Below are 16,202 nucleotides of genomic sequence, written 5' to 3' on the forward strand. Positions count from 1 at the left end.
GGTCTCCGTTGCCCTCGTCGAGCCGTCACGACACCCTGCGCGGGTGCTGGTGCGACGGGAACGACGCGTGGACGTGGACGCGGTCCGGGAGGTCGTCGCGGCGGCCTTCGCCGGGGACGACGGGCGGGAGCCGATCGAGGTCGGCCTGCTCGCGAGGCTGCGGGACGACCCCGGCTGGCTCCCGGCCTACTCGCTCGTCGCGGCGGAGCCCGACGGGCCGGTCGTCGGGTACGTCGTCGCCACCCGCGGCGACGTCGACGGACGGGCCGCCCTCGGCCTGGGCCCGATCGCCGTGCACCCCAAGTGGCAGGGACGCGGGGTGGGCTCGGCGCTCATGTACGCGGTGCTCGGTGCCGCCGAGGGGCGCGACGAGGAGCTCGTCGCCCTGCTCGGCGCGCCGGCCTTCTACGGGCGGTTCGGGTTCCGCCCGGCGAGCGACCTCGGGATCGTCTCGCCCGACCCGGCCTGGGGCGCGTCCTTCCAGGTCCGGCTGCTCGCGGGGCCGGCGCGGCGCGGCTTCTTCCGCTACGCGGCGCCGTTCGCCGAGCTCTGAGGGCCGCGCGCCGATCCCGTCAGGCCTTCCCGACCGCCAGGGCGGCGATCCGCGGCCCGTCGGGGCCCTCGGCGATGAGGTAGCTCGCCGAGAAGCTCGCGATCTCGGTGCCGTCGGCGGCGCGGCGCCGGAACCGCGCCTCGTAGCGGGCGCAGGTGGCGTTGAGGACCACCGTGACGGAGGCCTCGACCTCGGTGCGGTCGAACCCGGCGTGGCGCAGGCCCTCGATCTGCGCGCGGGTGACCCCCACGACCTGCTCCGCGTCGTGGAGCCACCCCGTGCCGCCGGGCGAGCTGAGCAGCATGGGCACGCCGTAGAACCCGAGGATCGCCTCGACGTCGTCCCGTTCCCCGCGGGCGAGGGCCACGAAGCAGTCCAGGTAGGTGGCGAACCAGAGCTCGACGTCCTCGGAGGTCACGCCACCATCCTGCCCGCGTGCCCTCAGCCGGCGAGGAGCTCGTCGAGGCGCTCGTAGCCCTCGCGCACGCCGTGGTCCATGCCGCTGGAGAGCACCAGGTCGCGGGTCTCCGTCGAGTCGTAGAACGAGAGGGCCTCGATGCGTGTCCGGCCGTCGCCGAGGTCGGTGAAGGTCATCGTCTCGAGGCTCACGCCATCGGGGAAGCCCTCGAAGGTGAAGGTCTGGACGATCCGCTCGTCGGGCCGGACCTCGTGGAACGAGCCGTAGAACTTGTACTCGCCGTTCTCGTCCCGGTGGGTGTACCGGTAGGCCCCGCCGGTCTCGCAGTCGAAGCGTTCGATGTCCATCTCCAGCCCGCGCGGGCCCAGCCAGCGCCGCACGAGCTCGGGCTCGACGTGGGCGCGGAAGACGCGCTCGGGCGGGGCGTCGAACTCGCGGGTGATGATGATGGTGGGGGCGTTCGGGTCCGCCGCGATCGTCGTCTCGCGCGTCGTGGTGTTCATCAGGAAGCTCCTCGTTCGCTGTCGGGTCGGGGGGTCGGCGCTTCGGTGTCCATCTCGGCGAGGACGTCGTCGAGACGGCGGTAGCGCTCCTCGGCGCGGCGCCGGTAGCGCTCGATCCACTTGGTCATCAGGTCGAAGACCTCCGCCTCGAGGTGGACCGGCCGTCGCTGCGCCTCGCGGCTGCGACTGACGAGGCCCGCCTCCTCCAGCACTTTGAGGTGCTTGGACACCGCCTGGACGCTGACGTCGTAGGGCTCGGCGAGCTCGTTGACGGTCGCGTCGGCGGCGGTCAGGCGGGCCACCATGTCGCGCCGGGTGGGGTCGGCGAGCGCCGAGAACACCCGGGAGAGTTGGTCGTCCACGTCCACTCCTTGTTCAACCTTGCGGTTGAGGAGAACGGTACCCCGCGCGTCCAGTGTGTTCAACCCCTGAGTTGAACGAGAGCAGCGATCCCCACGGTGGCGGGCACCGGCGACAGACCCGAGGATGCCGACGTGACCGACCCCCGCATCGACCCCGAGATCGCGACCGCGGTCGCCCGCCTGGAAGCCGACGGCTGGCTGCCCCTGCGTCGCGAGACCGTCGCCGAGGCCCGCCGTGTCTACCGGGACCTGGCGCTCGCGCGCCGCGGGGACGCGGTGACCGAGGTGGGGTCGGTGCACGACGACGTGGTGTCCGACGCCGTGACCGAGACCGACACCGCCGTCCGGGTCTACGAGCCGGCGGGCGAGCGGCAGGGGATCACGGTGGTCTGGCTGCACGGAGGCGGCTGGGTCCTCGGCGACCTCGAGACCGGCGACGCCTCGGCGCGGCGGGTCTGCGCGCACCTCGGGGCGACCGTCGTGTCCGTCGACTACCGGCTCGCCCCGGAGCACCCGCACCCCGCGCCGCTCACCGACGCCCACGCCGCGCTGCGCTGGGCCGCCGCCCGGCGGCCGTCGGACCGGCTCGTCGTCGCCGGGGACAGCGCGGGCGCAGGCCTGGCCGCCGGCACCGCCCTGCTCGCCCGTGACTGGGGTCCGCAGCTCGACGCGCAGCTCCTGCTCTACCCCGGGCTCGACCCGTCGATGGCGTCCGCGTCGATGGCGGAGAACGCCGACGGACCGTTCCTCGCCCGCGCGGACCTCGAGTGGTTCTGGGAGCGCTACCTGCCCGATCCCGCGCTGCGCCACGACCCGTCGGTGGCCCTGCCCGAGGCCGCGGGCGACCTGCAGGACGTCGCCCCGGCCGTCGTCGCCACCGCCGAGCTCGACCCCCTGCGCGACGAGGGACGGGCCCACGCCGACGCCCTCGAGGCCGCCGGTGTGGCCGTCCGCCGACTGGAGGGCGCCGGGCTCATCCACGGCTACTTCGGACTCGCCGTGGCATCGGCGGCGGCCCGGGAGGAGGGCGACCGGGCCCTCGACGCCCTGCGGGACCTGCTCACGCGCTGAGGCCGACACGCGGACCCGGCCGGCGGCGGCACGCTGCGCCGAAGGGTTGTGGGGCCGTGGAGCGTCCGCGAGCCGCCCGTCGAGCGGCCGCCCACCGTCCGATGGACCGCCCGCCGCGCGACGGTCGCCGCTCGCGGGGATGGCCGGGTGCGCATGAGCAACCCGCTCCCGCCCGTCGGACCTCTCGTCGCCACGACACGGGGACGACGCCCGTTCGGGGCCTCCCGGGCGCCGGAGGGGCTCGGCACGGCCATGCGAAGGCTCGCTATGTTGTGACGGTCCGATCACGGATAGGTCACGGCGACAGCTCCCCCACTGCGCTGCCGGGCCTGTAGTCGATACGAGCGAGGTGACCGTGCCCCGACACGGCCTAGGCGAGCCGGACACTGTTCCGTTCTCCCTGAGCGGTACCCGGACGACGACGCGCGGAACCTCCCGGTTCTCCCCGCGCTCCACCCCCGGCACCATCCTCGTGGCCGCTGTCGCCGCCGGTGCGGTCCTCCCCGCCGTGCAGGCCCTCAGCACGGCCCACGTCGCCGACGCGGAAGCCCCGCAGGCGCCGGACCCCGCGTCGACCACGGCCGCGCTGTCCCTGGCCTCCCAGCACCGCGCCGCGGGCACGGCGGGCCACTCGAGCTCGGTGAGCCCGATCTCCATGCCGGCCACCTCGACCGGGACCGCACGCCACGCGGCCTCCTCGTCGTCCGACGACGAGCCCAGCGCCGGCGACGCCTCCGACGTCTCCTCGATGCTGAAGTCCATCGAGTACGAGCGCGAGAACGGGCCGCTGGAGTTCGGACGGCCCTACGAGGCCGGCAACGAGCGCACCCTCGACGGGCAGATCGCCAAGGCGCTCGGGCTCATGGGCCTGCCGCAGCGACTGGCGCCGGGCGTCAAGAAGATCATCATGCGGGAGTCCACCGGCAACGCCGACGCGGTGAACGACTGGGACTCGAACGCGGCGAGCGGCACCCCGTCCAAGGGCCTCATGCAGCTCATCGACACGACGTTCCGCAACGCGGTGCTGCCCGAGCTCGCCGACCGCGGCATCTTCGACCCGGTCGCCAACATCACCGCGGGCGTCCGCACGATGATCGCGAACCACAGCATCGACGACGTCCTGGCCGGCGGCCTGCGGAACTCGTCGGGCAACTACATCGGCTACGGCGGTTCGGCGATCCCCGACGACGGCCTGGGCCTCGCCGACTGACATCCCGTGCCCGGTGCGGGTATGCCGGAGCCATGAGCGAACGAACCTGGCTGATCACCGGCGCCTCGCGCGGTCTCGGCCGCGCCCTCACGGAGACCGTCCTCGAGGCCGGTGACCGCGTGGTGGCCACGGCGCGCGACGCCGGCGCCCTCGACGACCTCACCGCGAAGCACCCCGAGCGGCTCCTGACCCGCGACCTCGACGTCACCGACCGCGACGCCGTGTTCGCGGTGACCAACCAGATCGCGGGCGAGACCGGCCGCATCGACGTCCTCGTCGCCAACGCCGGCTACGGCCTGGCCGGCGGGGTCGAGGAGGTCACCGAGGAGGAGGCACGCCGGCAGGTCGAGGTGAACCTGTTCGGCGCGCTCTGGTCGATGCAGGCGGTGCTGCCGACGATGCGCGCCCAGCGCCGGGGCCACCTGCTGCCCATCTCGAGCATCGGCGGCGTCGGCGCCTTCCCCAACACCGGGCTCTACCACGCGACGAAGTGGGGCCTGGAGGGCTTGTCGGAGTCGCTCGCCCAGGAGGTCGAGCCCTTCGGCATCCACGTGACGATCGTCGAGCCGGGCCCGTTCCGCACCGACTGGAACGGCGGCAGCATGGTGCGCGCGACCCCGATGCACGCCTACGACGACATCCTCGGCCCGCGCCGGCAGGCGATGGACGGCTCGTCGGCGTTCACCCAGCCCGGCGACCCCCGCCGCGCGGGCGAGGCCATGATCCGCGTCGTCGACGCCGAGGACCCGCCCCGTCGTCTGCTGCTCGGCGAGTTCGCGGCGGACCTCGCCCCGAAGCTCTGGGCGCAGCGCATCGAGGAGGCCGGGGCCTGGCGCGACGTCGCCGTGGGCGCCGACTTCCCGCCCGACGAGCGCTGACCCGGTCGCAGCGAACGCGCTGTTCGCTGCTTCTAGGCGCACGAAGTCCGCGTTGATCACCGACCTCCGACGGCCTCGGTCAGCTTGCGCATCGCCGAGGCCGCGCTGGGGCTGACGGTCGGCCCGAGGACCGCGAGGCTGGAGATCAGCGCCGCGGCCTCGGGCAGGTCGAAGCGGATCGGCGCGGGGGCGGCGACGCGCGGGAGGCTCACGCCGCCACCGCGCCCGGGGTGCGCGACGATCGGGACGCCGCTGTCGCGCAGGCGCTCGACGTCGCGGGCCACGGTGCGGGGGCGACGCCCAGGTCGCGGGCGAGGTCGGCGAGCTGGAGCCGGGCGCCGCGGGCGGTGTGGAGGCGCTCGATGACGGCCTGCTGGCGCTCGACGCGGCGCAGCGCGAGGTGGCCGTCGCGCGACGCCGCGGCGAGGGAGTCCCGGGGCACGCCCGCAGACTAGGCCAGAACACGACACCGGCGTGTCCGGTTCTGTCCCTAGCGTCACCCACCATGACCGACACCCACACCGTCGACGGCTTCTTCGCCACCTACGCGCAGGCCCTGCTCGCCCGCGACGAGCAGGCCGTCGCCGATCTCTACGCCGTGCCCGCGCTGATCCTGTTCCCGGGGACCTCGATCCCCGTGACCGACGCGGCGCAGACGGCCGCCTTCTTCGGCTCGTCGTGGGACCAGTACGAGGGCGTCGACACCGCGGACCCCTCGATCACCGTGATGGCCGAGGGGCCCGTCGGCGTCTGGGCCGACGTCACGTGGGACCACGGCCGCGGTCCCGCCGAGCGGTTCTGCTACCAGCTCGTCGCGGGGCCGGACGGGTACCGGATCGCCGTCCTGACCCTGCTCGAGACGCCCGCCTAGACCTCCGGCCCCTTCTGCAGCGCCGGGCGCAGGGCGTCGAGCACGCTCGGGTCGTCGATCGTCGACGGCACGGCCTCGTCCTTGCCGTCGGCGATCCCGCGCATGGTCTTGCGCAGCACCTTGCCCGAGCGGGTCTTCGGCAGGGCGGGGACGATCGCGACGTTCTTGAACGACGCGACGGCGCCGACCTCGTCGCGCACCATCTTCACCAGCTCGGCGTTGAGCTCGGCCTCGTCGCGCTCGACGCCGGCCTTGAGCACGACGAACCCGCGCGGGACCTGACCCTTCATCGCGTCGTGCACGCCGATGACGGCGCACTCGGCGACGTCGGGGTGGCCGGAGAGCACCTCCTCCATCGAGCCGGTGGACAGGCGGTGCCCGGCGACGTTGATGACGTCGTCGGTGCGGCCCATGACGTAGAGGTAGCCGTCCTCGTCGAGGTAGCCGCCGTCGCCGGTGAGGTAGTAGCCCTCGTAGCGCGACATGTACGACTCGCGGAACCGCTCGTCGTCGTCCCACAGCGTCTGCAGACAGCCCGGGGGCAGCGGGAGCTTGATCGTGATCGCACCCTCCTCGCCGCGGGGCAGCTGCGACCCGTCGACGTCGAGGATCTCGACCTGGTAGCCGGGGACGGGCACCGACGGCGAGCCGGCCTTGAGCTCCATCGGCTCGAGCCCGCGCAGGTTGGCCGCGATCGGCCAGCCGGTCTCGGTCTGCCACCAGTGGTCGACCACGGGCACGCCGAGCTTCTCCGACGCCCACGTCCAGGTCTCGGGGTCGAGGCGCTCGCCGGCGAGGAAGAGCGTCTCGAGGCTCGAGATGTCGTAGTCCTGCAGGAGCACCGCGTCGGGGTCCTCCTTCTTGATGCCGCGGAACGCGGTGGGCGCGGTGAACAGTGCCTTCACCCCGTGCTCCTGGACCACGCGCCAGAACTGGCCGGCGTCGGGTGTGCCGATCGGCTTGCCCTCGTAGAGCACGGTCGTCGCCCCGATGAGCAGCGGCGCATAGACGATGTAGGAGTGCCCGACGACCCACCCGACGTCGGACGCGGTGAACATGACCTCGCCGGGCCCCACGTTGTAGATGTTGGGCATCGACCACGCGAGCGCGACGGCGTGGCCTCCGTTGTCGCGCTGGACGCCCTTGGGCTTGCCGGTGGTGCCCGAGGTGTAGAGCACGTAGAGCGGGTCGGTGGCCGCGACGGAGACGCAGTCGGCGGGCTCGGCGGCCTCCACGGCCTGGGCCCAGTCGACGTCGCGCTCGGTCATCGCGGCCTCGGCCTGCGGGCGCTGGAAGACGATCACCCGGCCCGGGTCGTGCTCGGCGAGCTCGACGGCCTTGTCGAGCAGGGGCTTGTACTCGATGACCCGCTTGCCCTCGATGCCGCAGGACGCGCTGACGATCGCGGAGGGCCGGGCGTCGTCGATCCGGACGGCCAGCTCGCGGGCGGCGAACCCGCCGAAGACGACGCTGTGGATCGCGCCGATCCGCGCGCAGGCCAGCATCGCGACGGCCGCCTCGGGGATCATCGGCATGTAGATGATCACTCGGTCGCCCTTGTCGACGCCGACCGAGCGCAGCACCCCGGCGAAGCGGGCGACCTTGTCGCGCAGCTCGGAGTAGGTGTAGCGCTGGCGGTCGTCGGTGACCGGCGAGTCGTGGATCAGCGCGACCTGGTCGCCGCGACCGGCGTCGACGTGGCGGTCGAGCGCGTTGTGGCAGGTGTTGAGCTCGCCACCCTGGAACCACCGCGAGAACGGCAGCGCCGAGGAGTCCATGATCGTGTCGGGTTCGCGGTACCAGTCGATCAGGCCCGCGGCCTCGCGCCAGAAGCCGTCGGGGTCGGTCATGCTGCGGTCGTACGCCTGCCGGTACTCGCCACTCATGAGCGCGACCCTAACGACGCCACGAGCCCCGGCGCACCGCCCGAAGCGACGGGCACATCGTTCCGGCCGGCCTCCGGCCCCGTTGAGCGAAGTTCCCGGCTATAGCCGGGAACTTCGCTCACGTCAGGACTTGACCTTGGCGGCCACGCGGCGGGCGCCGGCGAGCACGTCGCCGGGGTCGACGCGCGTCAGGGCCCCGTCGCTGAGCACCGGCTCGCCCGCCACCCAGACGTCCCGCACACCCCGGGCGCCGCTGGCCCAGACGAGGTTGGAGACGAGCTGGGCGTCGTCGTCGGGGTCGATGAAGGCCGGGTCGTCGAGCCGGACGTGCACGACGTCGGCCCAGGCGCCGGGGGCGAGGACGCCGAGGTCGTCGCGGCCGAGCGCGCGGCCCCCTCGCGCGTGGCCATGGCCAGGGCGTCGGCGGCGGTGAGCGCGGTGGCGTCGGCGCCCCGCAGCCGGGCGAACAGCGAGGCGAGGCGCTGCTCCTCCCACATGTCGAGGTCGTCGTTCGAGGCCGGCGAGTCGGTCCCCAGTCCCATCCGGACGCCGGCGGTGCGCAGCTCGGCCACCCGTGCCGTGCCCGCGGCGAGCTTCGCGTTCGAGCCCGGGCAGTGGGCCACGGCGACGTCGTGGCGGGCGAGGATCGCGATGTCGTCGTCGGAGAGCTGGATCGCGTGCGCGGCGAGCACCCGCCCGCCCAGCGAGCCCGTCGCCTCGAGCATCGCGGGCACCGAGCCGAACTCGGCGCGCACGTCGTCGTCCTCGCCCACCGCCTCGGCGACGTGGAGCTGCATCAGCGCGCCCCGCTCCCGCGCGAGCGCCGCCGTCGTCACGATCGCCTCGGTGGGCAGCGTGTACGCGGCGTGCGGGCCGTAGCCGAGCTCGATGCGCTCGCCGGGTCCGAAGCGCAGCCCGTCGGCGTCGATCCAGCGCGTGATCGCGTCCCGCATCTGCTGCCAGGTGCCCAGGCGCTCCATCCCGGGCGCGGTGATGATGCCGGGCGTCAGCACCACCCGGGAGCCGATCTCGAGCACCGCCTCGACGACGTGCTCGCTCTGGAAGTACATCTCGGCGGACGTGGTGACGCCGCCGCGCAGCATCTCCGCGGTGCCCGCGAGCATCCCGGCGCGCACGTCGGCGCCGTCGAGCTTGGCCTCGGCAGGCCAGACGACCTCGAGCAGCCAGCGCATCAGCGGGAGGTCGCCGCCCATCCCCCGCAGCACGGTCAGCGGGGTGTGGGCGTGGGTGTTGACCAGCCCCGGCATGAGCAGGCCGTTCACCCGCGTGACCGGCGCGTCCGTGGCCGGCGCGCCCTCGGCCGGCCCGACGTGGGCGATCCGCCCGTCGTCGTCGACGTCGACCACCGCGTCGCGCAGCACCGACATCGACGCGTCACAGGGGAGAACGATCGGAGCGGTGAGGCGGCGCACGGTCAGACTGTGCCACGGCCCGCACCGAGCCCGAACCAGGCGAGGACGGCGAGCACGCGGCGGTGGTCGTCGCTCGAGTCCCGGGCGAGGCCGAGCTTGTCGAAGATCGACGAGATGTGCTTCTCGACCGCCCCCTGGCTCAGGGTGAGGGTCCGCCCGATCGCCCCGTTCGCGCGGCCCTCGGCGACGAGGGCGAGCACCTCGCGCTCGCGCGCCGTCAGCGACGCGCGGGGATCGCGGCGGGCGAAGAGCGCCGAGACGACCTCGGGGTCGAGCACGGTGCCGCCCGCGGTGACCCGGGCCAGGGCGTCGGCGAGGTCGTCGAGGCGCGTGACGCGGTCCTTGAGCAGGTAGCCGACGCCGCCGCCCGCCCCCAGGAGGTCCTGGGCGTAGGACACCTCGACGTACTGCGAGAGCACGAGGATCGCGGTGCCCGGGAGGTCGCGACGCACGCGCAGCGCCGCCCGCAGCCCCTCGTCGGTGAAGTCCGGCGGCATCCGGACGTCGACCACCGCGACGTCCGGCCGGTGCTCCGCGACGGCCGCGACGAGCGCCTCCCCGTCGCCGACGGCCGCCACGACCTCGGCGCCGTACTCACCGAGGAGGCGCACGAGTCCCTCGCGCAGCAGCACCGAGTCCTCGGCGAGCACGACGCGCATCAGCTCTCCCGCACCGGGAGGCTCGCGGTGAGCACCGTCGGACCGCCGGCCGGGCTGGTGATCGCCAGCGTGCCGTCGACGGTGGTGACGCGGTCGGCGAGACCGGCGAGGCCGTGGCCCTTGCCGGAGTGCGCGCCACCCCGGCCGTCGTCCTCCACCGAGACGACGAGCCGGTCGTCGTCGAGCGCGGCGGTGACCGTGGCGCGCGTGGCCGCCGCGTGCTTGGCGACGTTGGTGAGCGCCTCGGTGACGACGTAGTACGCCGTCGTCTCCACCGCCGCGGGCAGGCGTCCGGGCACGGCCACGTCGAGGGTGACCGGCACGGGGCTGCGCGCGGCGGCCGCCCCGAGCGCCGCGTCGAGCCCGCGGTCCGAGAGCACCGGCGGGGCGATGCCGCGGGAGAGCGCGCGCAGCTCGGCGAGGGCCTCCCGGCTCTGGGCGATCGCCTCGTCGAGCAGCGGGCGGGCCTTCTCCGGGTCGTCGTCGAGGCGTCGCGAGGTGGCCTCGAGGTCCATGGTCATCCGCACCAGCCGCTGCTGGGGGCCGTCGTGCAGGTCCCGCTCGAGGCGGCGCATGGTGGTCGCCTCCACCTGGACCGCGGCCCGCCGGCCGGTCGCGAGCTCGTCGGCGCGGGCGCGCAGGGCGGCGGTCTGGTTGGTCAGGAGCCCGCGGGCCAGCGCCGCCCGGGTCGCGACGAGCCCGCGGACCAGCCACGGGAACACGGCGAGCATCACCGCCCCCAGCACGGTGTTGACGACGATCTCGGCGATCCGGCTCTCGGTGCCGCTGAGCAGCCAGGACAGGCCCCGGCGATCCTCCGGGCCGTCGGGCAGTGCCCACTCCCACGCCACGAACAGCAGGCCCCCGAGCCCGCCGATGCCCCAGCACAGGGCGATCACGGCGGCCGCGAGACGGACCGGGAACCCGAGCACCGCGTGCAGCAGGTCCCGCCACGCCTGCGGGTCGCCGATCATCGCCAGCGAGAGCGCCGGGCGGCCCGCGCCGGGGACGGCCACGCGGTAGTGGTGCGGCGGCAGCGCGCGGCCGGTGACGCGCTCGGTGGAACGACGCTCGACGGTGGCGAGACCGCGCGCGGCCCAGAGGGTGGCGGCGAGGATCGGGACGCCGATCCAGAGGATCAGGGTGGACACCCCGAGCGAGAAGCCGGCGACCGCCACGACGAACGCGGCGATCCCGAGCGGGAGCCCGGCGAGCAGGTAGGCGATACGGCGCCACAGGACCTTCCCGGTGTCGGTGGGCGTGGGCACGGCGAGCGCCATCGTGGTCATGCCTCCGGACCCTGCTCGTCGTCCACGGCCGGCCCCAGCCGGTGATCCTCCCGGTCAGGGTAGGGACAACCCCACCCCGGGCGGGGCGCCTGCCGGCTGTCCCGGCGGCACGCCGGCGCGGAGTGTGGTCCGCATGTCGATCCTCGCCGTCTCACCTCCTGTCCCCCGTCCCGTGCGCGCCGCGGTCGTCGTCTGGCTGGTCGCCGTCGGCGCCGGGGTCGCCGAGACCCTGGTCCACCTCGCCCTGCCGGACCCTCCCGGCCCGGCCGCCCTGGCCAAGCGCGCCCTGATCTACGCCGGGGTGGTCGTGCTCGTGCTCGCCCTGCCGAAGGGCCGCAACGTCGTGCGGTGGACGCTCGCCGTGCTGCTCGGGGTGGTGGGGACGGCGTCGCTGGTCGTCGAACCGCTGATGTGGCTCGCGACCGGGGCCTCGCCCGTCGCGTACCTCGCCGACGCGGGCGTCCCGGACCTCGCCGTCGTCGCCCTGCGCGTCGTGCACCTGGCGGCCGTCGTCGTCGCGCTGGTGCTGATGTTCCGGCCCGAGGCGAACGCGTTCTTCAGTTCGCGCCCGCCAGCTCGGCCAGCGTCCGGAGCTGGCGACGCATCATGACCAGGTCACCCCAGGCGAGGGCGTACCGCAGGAGCCCGCCGCGAGCGGCACCGTCCACCGTGACCGTGGCGATGAGCCGGGAGCCGCGGGGGTCGGGCGCCACGGCGTAGGTGATCGCGAACTCCGCGAGCGAGCCGGTCCCGCGCCGCCGGAGCCGCAACGTCAACTGCTCGCCGGGGTCGAAGGAGTCGACGACGAAGAGCACCAGCAGGCGCTGCCCGACGCGCAGGTCGTCCGCGCCCGGGGTCAGCAGTCGCGGGCTCCGCCGGCCGCGGTTGTCGAGGAGGTCGTAGCTGTACGGCGCGACGGTGAGCTGGCAGACCCAGAGCCACAGGTCCTCCGGGCTCGCCGCCGACGTGACCCCGCGGGTCCAGCGGGCGCGGGGCGCGGGCACCAGGACGTCGGCCGGGGTGTGCCGGGCGCGCTCGTCGGGCGTCGTGCCCCAGTGCTCCGGCAGCCCCACCGGGCTACCGCTCGAGAAGGGAGCGCAGCGAACGCAGCGGCGGCAGCCACGCGCCGGCGTCGGGCAGGGTGTCGAGGCTGACGCGCGGCAGGGGCTCGCGGAAGACGCCGTCGATGTCCTCGAGGTCGAGGAAGTCGACGATCTCCGAGGACACCGCGAACGCGGCGTACTCGCGGAACCCGATGACGGTGACCGTGACGCCCTGCGCCACCAGGTCCTCGAGCGGCTCGCGGAACGCCCGCCCGTCGCCGGAGGCCACGACGACGTGCGCGAGCCCGCCCTCGGACCGGCGCAGCTCGATGTGGGCGAGCATGTCGTCGTCGACGTCCGAGTCGTCGGCGGACTTGGGCTTGGCGAACACCGCGAACCCGACGTTGCGCAGCGCCTCGACCCAGGGCCGCACGATCTCCGTGGAGCCCGGCACGACGTTGGTGAACACCGTGGCCTCGGCGACGCCCTCGGGGCCGGCCTCCCCGAGCAGCCAGCGGCCGACCGCGTCGAAGCGGGGCCGGAACGCCGATGTCGGACGCGTGCCGAGCAGCGAGCCGAGGCTCATGTCGATGTTCGGCGCGTCCCAGACGAGCAGGGTGCGCGCGGGCGGGGCCTCCGTCGTGGGCACCACACCGACGCCCTCGTCGACCCGCACGTCGCCGCCACCGGCGATGTCGGTGGGCGGGGTGGCGAGATCGGCGGGCGACGGCGAGGGTGACACGGGGCCGACTCTAACCGCCCGGCGCCGGGTCCGATGGGTGCTCAGGACTCGCCCCCGGCCGCCTCGGTGCGCACCAGGAGGAGATCGCGGCTCGGGCGGCCCTCCTGCTCGGCGCGGGCCTCGAACTTGGTGCGCGGGCGCCACGCCGGCCGCGGCGCGAAGCCGCCGTGCGGGTTGTCGAGCAGCGGCTCGGCGTCGGTCACCTCGAGCATCCACTCGGCGTAGTCGGCGACGTCGGTGGCGAGGTGCAGCGTCGCGCCGGGCGCGAGGCGCGAGGCCATGAGGGCGACGGTCGCGGGCTGGACCAGGCGGCGCTTGTGGTGCCGGCGCTTCGGCCAGGGATCGGGGTAGAAGACCCGCAGGCCGGCGAGCGAGTCCGGGGCGACGAGGTCCTCGAGCACCACGACGGCGTCGCCGCGCAGCAGGCGCAGGTTGGCGAGCTCCTGCTCCTCGAGGCGCATGAGCAGCTGGGCCAACCCGGGGGGATAGACCTCGACGGCGACGTGGTCGGCGTCGGGCTCGGCGGCGGCGAGGGCGGCGGTCGTCTCACCCATCCCGGAGCCGATCTCGAGCCGCAGCGGGGCCCGTCGGCCGAACCAGGCGGGGGCGTCCAGCCGGCCGCCGTCGAGCGGGGGCCGCGGGCCGTCGGGGTCGCGGTCGAAGCCGGCGGCGTCCGCCCCGAAGCGCGTCCAGAGGCGGTCCCAGGCCCGCTGCTGGCCGGCGGTCATCCGCCCGCCGCGGTCGGTGAAGCTGACCACCGAGCGCCGCGGGACGCCCGGTCCGGACGTCGCGCGCGTGTCGTGATCGGTCTCCACCACCTGATCCTCACATCCCGCGCTCCGGCGCGAGAGGTGCGGGAGTCAGGACCGGCGCAGCGAGGCCACCGACGCGTCGTCGGGGGTGATCCGGATGCGGACGGCCGCGTCGGGCAGGCCGAGGACGGCGCCCACGAGCCGGCGGGCCGCGGCGTCGGCCTCCGCGAGCCGGTCGACCACCACCTGCTGCCCGGAAGGGCCGAACCGCAGCGTCCATCCGCCGGAGGCGAAGGTGGCGGTCACCGCGTGCACCACATCGGTGAGTCGCGGCAGCGGCCTGGTCAGCGGCTCCGCGACGACGGGCGTGCGGCGCCGGGTCAAGGGGACGAGGGTCACATCCGCACATCGCGCAGATCACAGCCCGGGTTAGCGGATCCGCGCCGAGATGACCCGGTCGGGCGATCCGTGGACCCCGGACGGCCTCCGTGAGGGCCTGTGCCAGGCCGAGGTCAGCGCCCGCCGCCGCCGGACGAGGGACCGCCCTCGATCACCTGCTGACGCTGCGTCTGCCGCGCACGACGCTGCTGCTCGTACTGGCTGCTCATCTCCGACTCGATGGTCTCGCTGCGCCGCCGGCTCCGGACGCGGGCGAGCAGCAGCAGCGTCAGCCCGTGGAGCACGCCGAGCAGGAGCATCACGCCGCCGAGCTGGGTGATCACGATCTGCACCGTGCCCTGGACGTCGAAGGGCCGGTACGTCGAGATGAGGGCGAGGAAACCCAGCGCCACGAGGTGGAACAGCACCCCGAGCAGCCGGTTCGTCGAGACCGCCGTCTCCTCGGAGTCGAAGACGTCGCGAAGGAACCCGATCCCCGAGCGCATGAGGATCTGGCCCACCACCAAGGTGATGATCGCGCCGACCACGACGATGAAGAGATACGTGCCGGTGTCGAGCACGGGGGGCCTTCCTCGCAGGTGACGGTTGGTGAGCAGTCTCCCCCGACGGGCGATCAATCGAAACCCTCCGGAGTCCTGCCGAACCGGCCTCGCGGGCACGGTCCGACGCCTACGCTGCCACGGCTGTGGGCCCCCTGCGCAGCGCCGTGGTCGCGACATGCCGTGCGCTGTCCCCGCGGGTGTCGCTGCCGAGCGCCGACGCGGTGGAGGCGATCGCCGACCGGATGCTCGCCACGCCGTCCCTCGTCGTGGCCGGGCCCGTCTCGTCGGGCAAGTCGACGCTGGTCAACGCCCTGGTGGGACGCCGGGTCGCGCCGACGGGGGCGGGCGAGTGCACCGGGCTGACGGCCCACTACGTCCGCGGGCCCGCCGATCGGCTCGACGTCGTGCTCGTCGACGGCACCCGTCGGCCGCTGCCGCTCGCCGCGGGCGGGCGGGTCCCGGCCGCGGTCGGCGACCGGCTCGGCGTCCGGCCCGAGGACGTCGACCACCTGGTGGTGACGCTCACGAGCGCCGCGCTGGACGACCTGACCGTGATCGACACCCCGGGGACGGGATCGGCGCGCCGGCCCGGAGGTGTGTCCGGCGGCGCCCACGCCGACGCCGCGCTCGTCGTGCTGCCGGCGACGGCGCACGCGGGCGATCTCGACGTGCTGCCCGGCCCCGCGGCCCACGGCCCGGCGGGGTCGTCGCCGTGCTGGGACGGGCGGACACGGTCGGTCCCGACGACGGCCGCGACCTCGCCGTCGAGCTCGGGCGACGGCTCGGCGACCGCGTGGGGCCGGTGACGCCGGTGATCGGCCTGCTCGCCGAGACCGCGGTCACCGGGGCGCTGCGCGCGGAGGACGTCGGCGCGCTGCGGGTGCTCGCGGCGGCCGACCCCGCGGTGCTCGAGGTCGCCCTGCTCGACGCCGAGCTCTTCACGACCGCCGAGCTGCCCCTGGCGGTCGAGGCCCGGACGCGGCTGGTCGAGCTGCTCGACCTGCGCGGCCTCGCCCTCGGGATCGCGCTCCTGCGCGCCGACGCCGCCGCCGGGGTCGGGGAGCTCTGCGACGCCCTGCTCGCCGCCTCCGGGCTCGCGACGCTGGTCCGACGGCTGCACGACGAGGTGCGCGCCCGCACCGACCTGCACGCCGCGACGGCCGGGGTCCGCGACCTCGCCGCGCTCGGCGAGGCCCTGGGTCGCACCGAGGCGCAGGACGGCGCCGGGCGGGGAGGGCACCCGGATCGCCGACGCCGCCGCGGCGCTGGCGCGCCGGGAGGCGTTCACCGAGCGGGCGCTGCTCGCCGCCCGCGCGCGGCTGTGGGCGGGCGCGCTGGGGCTGCCCGCCGAGCTGCTCGACGAGGTCGACCGGCTCGCCTCGGCCGCGCCCCGGACGTCCGCGTGGGCCGCCCGGGCGCCGGGCCGGTGGAGGTCGCGGGCCACGCGGCCCGGCGCGCCGCCTGGTGGCGCGCGTACGGGTCCTGGGGCTCGCCCCGGCGGATCGCCGACCTCGCCCACGTCGTCCACCGCACCTACGTCGGGATGTGGCAGGACCTGACCGCACGCACCGGTCCCCCGTGACCGGGTCGT

The 16,202-nt window shown here is 74.8% G+C and carries 21 protein-coding genes and 1 pseudogene; 8 read left to right on the forward strand and 14 right to left on the reverse strand.

What is annotated here, in order from left to right; genetic code table 11:
- Positions 1-67: 67 nt before the first annotated feature.
- A complete protein-coding gene (locus ACQPYN_RS30715; protein WP_433030987.1) occupies positions 68-553 on the forward strand; it encodes a GNAT family N-acetyltransferase in 486 nt (161 codons plus the stop codon).
- A 19-nt stretch (positions 554-572) separates the two neighbouring features.
- Here ACQPYN_RS30715 and ACQPYN_RS30720 read toward each other — a convergent pair whose 3' ends face one another.
- From ACQPYN_RS30720 to ACQPYN_RS30730, 3 genes are read right to left on the reverse strand one after another with little or no spacing between them, the layout of a single operon-like run.
- Positions 573-971 (reverse strand): DUF6841 family protein, encoded by a 399-nt coding sequence (locus tag ACQPYN_RS30720; RefSeq protein ID WP_433030990.1) that lies wholly within the window; start codon positions 969-971, stop codon positions 573-575.
- 23 nt (positions 972-994) lie between these two features.
- Positions 995-1,474: an SRPBCC family protein gene (locus tag ACQPYN_RS30725; RefSeq protein ID WP_433030993.1), complete on the reverse strand. Its 480-nt coding sequence runs from the start codon at positions 1,472-1,474 to the stop codon at positions 995-997.
- On the reverse strand, positions 1,474-1,842 hold the full coding sequence (locus ACQPYN_RS30730) for an ArsR/SmtB family transcription factor (protein ID WP_433030996.1): 369 nt from the start codon (positions 1,840-1,842) through the stop codon (positions 1,474-1,476). Before ACQPYN_RS30730 ends, ACQPYN_RS30725 begins: the two co-directional genes overlap by 1 nt.
- A 126-nt stretch (positions 1,843-1,968) precedes the next feature.
- On the opposite strand from ACQPYN_RS30730, the gene ACQPYN_RS30735 reads away from it, so the two are divergent.
- The 3 genes from ACQPYN_RS30735 (at position 1,969) to ACQPYN_RS30745 (ending at position 4,995) form a co-directional block, all read left to right on the forward strand.
- Positions 1,969-2,907 carry an alpha/beta hydrolase gene (locus tag ACQPYN_RS30735; protein WP_433030999.1) on the forward strand — a complete coding sequence of 313 codons (939 nt, stop codon included), beginning with the start codon at positions 1,969-1,971 and terminating at the stop codon, positions 2,905-2,907.
- A 472-nt stretch (positions 2,908-3,379) separates the two neighbouring features.
- On the forward strand, positions 3,380-4,117 hold the full coding sequence (locus ACQPYN_RS30740) for a transglycosylase SLT domain-containing protein (RefSeq protein ID WP_433031002.1): 738 nt from the start codon (positions 3,380-3,382) through the stop codon (positions 4,115-4,117).
- 32 nt (positions 4,118-4,149) lie between these two features.
- Entirely contained in the window at positions 4,150-4,995 is an 846-nt protein-coding gene (locus tag ACQPYN_RS30745; protein ID WP_433031004.1) for an oxidoreductase, read from the forward strand.
- A 56-nt stretch (positions 4,996-5,051) separates the two neighbouring features.
- Here ACQPYN_RS30745 and ACQPYN_RS30750 read toward each other — a convergent pair whose 3' ends face one another.
- Together ACQPYN_RS30750 and ACQPYN_RS30755 are read right to left on the reverse strand one after the other, a co-directional pair.
- A complete protein-coding gene (locus ACQPYN_RS30750) occupies positions 5,052-5,207 on the reverse strand; it encodes a hypothetical protein (RefSeq protein ID WP_433031007.1) in 156 nt (51 codons plus the stop codon).
- Entirely contained in the window at positions 5,204-5,437 is a 234-nt protein-coding gene (locus tag ACQPYN_RS30755) for a hypothetical protein (protein WP_433031010.1), read from the reverse strand. The genes ACQPYN_RS30750 and ACQPYN_RS30755 overlap by 4 nt, the downstream gene beginning before the upstream one ends.
- A 63-nt stretch (positions 5,438-5,500) precedes the next feature.
- Between ACQPYN_RS30755 and ACQPYN_RS30760 the strand changes: the two genes are divergently transcribed.
- Positions 5,501-5,866, forward strand: a complete 366-nt coding sequence (locus ACQPYN_RS30760) for a hypothetical protein (protein ID WP_433031013.1) — start codon at positions 5,501-5,503, stop codon at positions 5,864-5,866.
- Here the strand turns inward: ACQPYN_RS30760 and ACQPYN_RS30765 are convergent.
- The 4 genes and pseudogenes from ACQPYN_RS30765 to ACQPYN_RS30780 all read right to left on the reverse strand — a co-directional run bounded on the left by ACQPYN_RS30765 (position 5,863) and on the right by ACQPYN_RS30780 (position 11,133).
- On the reverse strand, positions 5,863-7,752 hold the full coding sequence (locus ACQPYN_RS30765) for a propionyl-CoA synthetase (RefSeq protein WP_433031016.1): 1,890 nt from the start codon (positions 7,750-7,752) through the stop codon (positions 5,863-5,865). The two genes, ACQPYN_RS30760 and ACQPYN_RS30765, sit on opposite strands and share 4 nt — an antisense overlap.
- A 123-nt stretch (positions 7,753-7,875) precedes the next feature.
- Positions 7,876-9,140 (reverse strand): annotated as a pseudogene (locus tag ACQPYN_RS30770) (amidohydrolase family protein).
- A 47-nt stretch (positions 9,141-9,187) separates the two neighbouring features.
- A complete protein-coding gene (locus ACQPYN_RS30775; protein WP_433031019.1) occupies positions 9,188-9,844 on the reverse strand; it encodes a response regulator in 657 nt (218 codons plus the stop codon).
- Positions 9,844-11,133 (reverse strand): sensor histidine kinase, encoded by a 1,290-nt coding sequence (locus tag ACQPYN_RS30780; RefSeq protein WP_433031022.1) that lies wholly within the window; start codon positions 11,131-11,133, stop codon positions 9,844-9,846. The genes ACQPYN_RS30775 and ACQPYN_RS30780 overlap by 1 nt, the downstream gene beginning before the upstream one ends.
- A 133-nt stretch (positions 11,134-11,266) precedes the next feature.
- Between ACQPYN_RS30780 and ACQPYN_RS30785 the strand changes: the two genes are divergently transcribed.
- A complete protein-coding gene (locus ACQPYN_RS30785) occupies positions 11,267-11,743 on the forward strand; it encodes a hypothetical protein (RefSeq protein WP_433031025.1) in 477 nt (158 codons plus the stop codon).
- Here ACQPYN_RS30785 and ACQPYN_RS30790 read toward each other — a convergent pair.
- From ACQPYN_RS30790 to ACQPYN_RS30810, 5 genes are all read right to left on the reverse strand, one after another.
- The gene (locus ACQPYN_RS30790) at positions 11,691-12,206 is read right to left on the reverse strand and encodes a polyketide cyclase (protein ID WP_433031027.1); all 516 of its coding nucleotides are present in this window, start codon (positions 12,204-12,206) and stop codon (positions 11,691-11,693) included. The two genes, ACQPYN_RS30785 and ACQPYN_RS30790, sit on opposite strands and share 53 nt — an antisense overlap.
- A 4-nt stretch (positions 12,207-12,210) precedes the next feature.
- Entirely contained in the window at positions 12,211-12,918 is a 708-nt protein-coding gene (locus tag ACQPYN_RS30795; protein WP_433031030.1) for an NYN domain-containing protein, read from the reverse strand.
- A gap of 41 nt (positions 12,919-12,959) precedes the next feature.
- A complete protein-coding gene (gene trmB / locus ACQPYN_RS30800) occupies positions 12,960-13,646 on the reverse strand; it encodes a tRNA (guanosine(46)-N7)-methyltransferase TrmB (RefSeq protein ID WP_433039145.1) in 687 nt (228 codons plus the stop codon).
- 132 nt (positions 13,647-13,778) lie between these two features.
- On the reverse strand, positions 13,779-14,054 hold the full coding sequence (locus ACQPYN_RS30805; RefSeq protein ID WP_433031033.1) for a hypothetical protein: 276 nt from the start codon (positions 14,052-14,054) through the stop codon (positions 13,779-13,781).
- Between the two features lie 128 nt (positions 14,055-14,182).
- Positions 14,183-14,629 carry a hypothetical protein gene (locus ACQPYN_RS30810; RefSeq protein WP_274188839.1) on the reverse strand — a complete coding sequence of 149 codons (447 nt, stop codon included), beginning with the start codon at positions 14,627-14,629 and terminating at the stop codon, positions 14,183-14,185.
- A gap of 125 nt (positions 14,630-14,754) precedes the next feature.
- Here ACQPYN_RS30810 and ACQPYN_RS30815 point away from each other — a divergent pair, with 125 nt between their 5' ends.
- Both ACQPYN_RS30815 and ACQPYN_RS30820 read left to right on the forward strand, forming a co-directional pair.
- Positions 14,755-15,417 (forward strand): dynamin family protein, encoded by a 663-nt coding sequence (locus ACQPYN_RS30815; RefSeq protein WP_433031036.1) that lies wholly within the window; start codon positions 14,755-14,757, stop codon positions 15,415-15,417.
- Positions 15,324-16,193: a hypothetical protein gene (locus tag ACQPYN_RS30820; RefSeq protein WP_433031039.1), complete on the forward strand. Its 870-nt coding sequence runs from the start codon at positions 15,324-15,326 to the stop codon at positions 16,191-16,193. The genes ACQPYN_RS30815 and ACQPYN_RS30820 overlap by 94 nt, the downstream gene beginning before the upstream one ends.
- The last annotated feature ends 9 nt before the right edge of the window (positions 16,194-16,202 follow it).

Source organism: Actinomycetospora sp. CA-053990 (genome assembly GCF_050948445.1).
Lineage (GTDB): Bacteria > Actinomycetota > Actinomycetes > Mycobacteriales > Pseudonocardiaceae > Actinomycetospora > Actinomycetospora callitridis.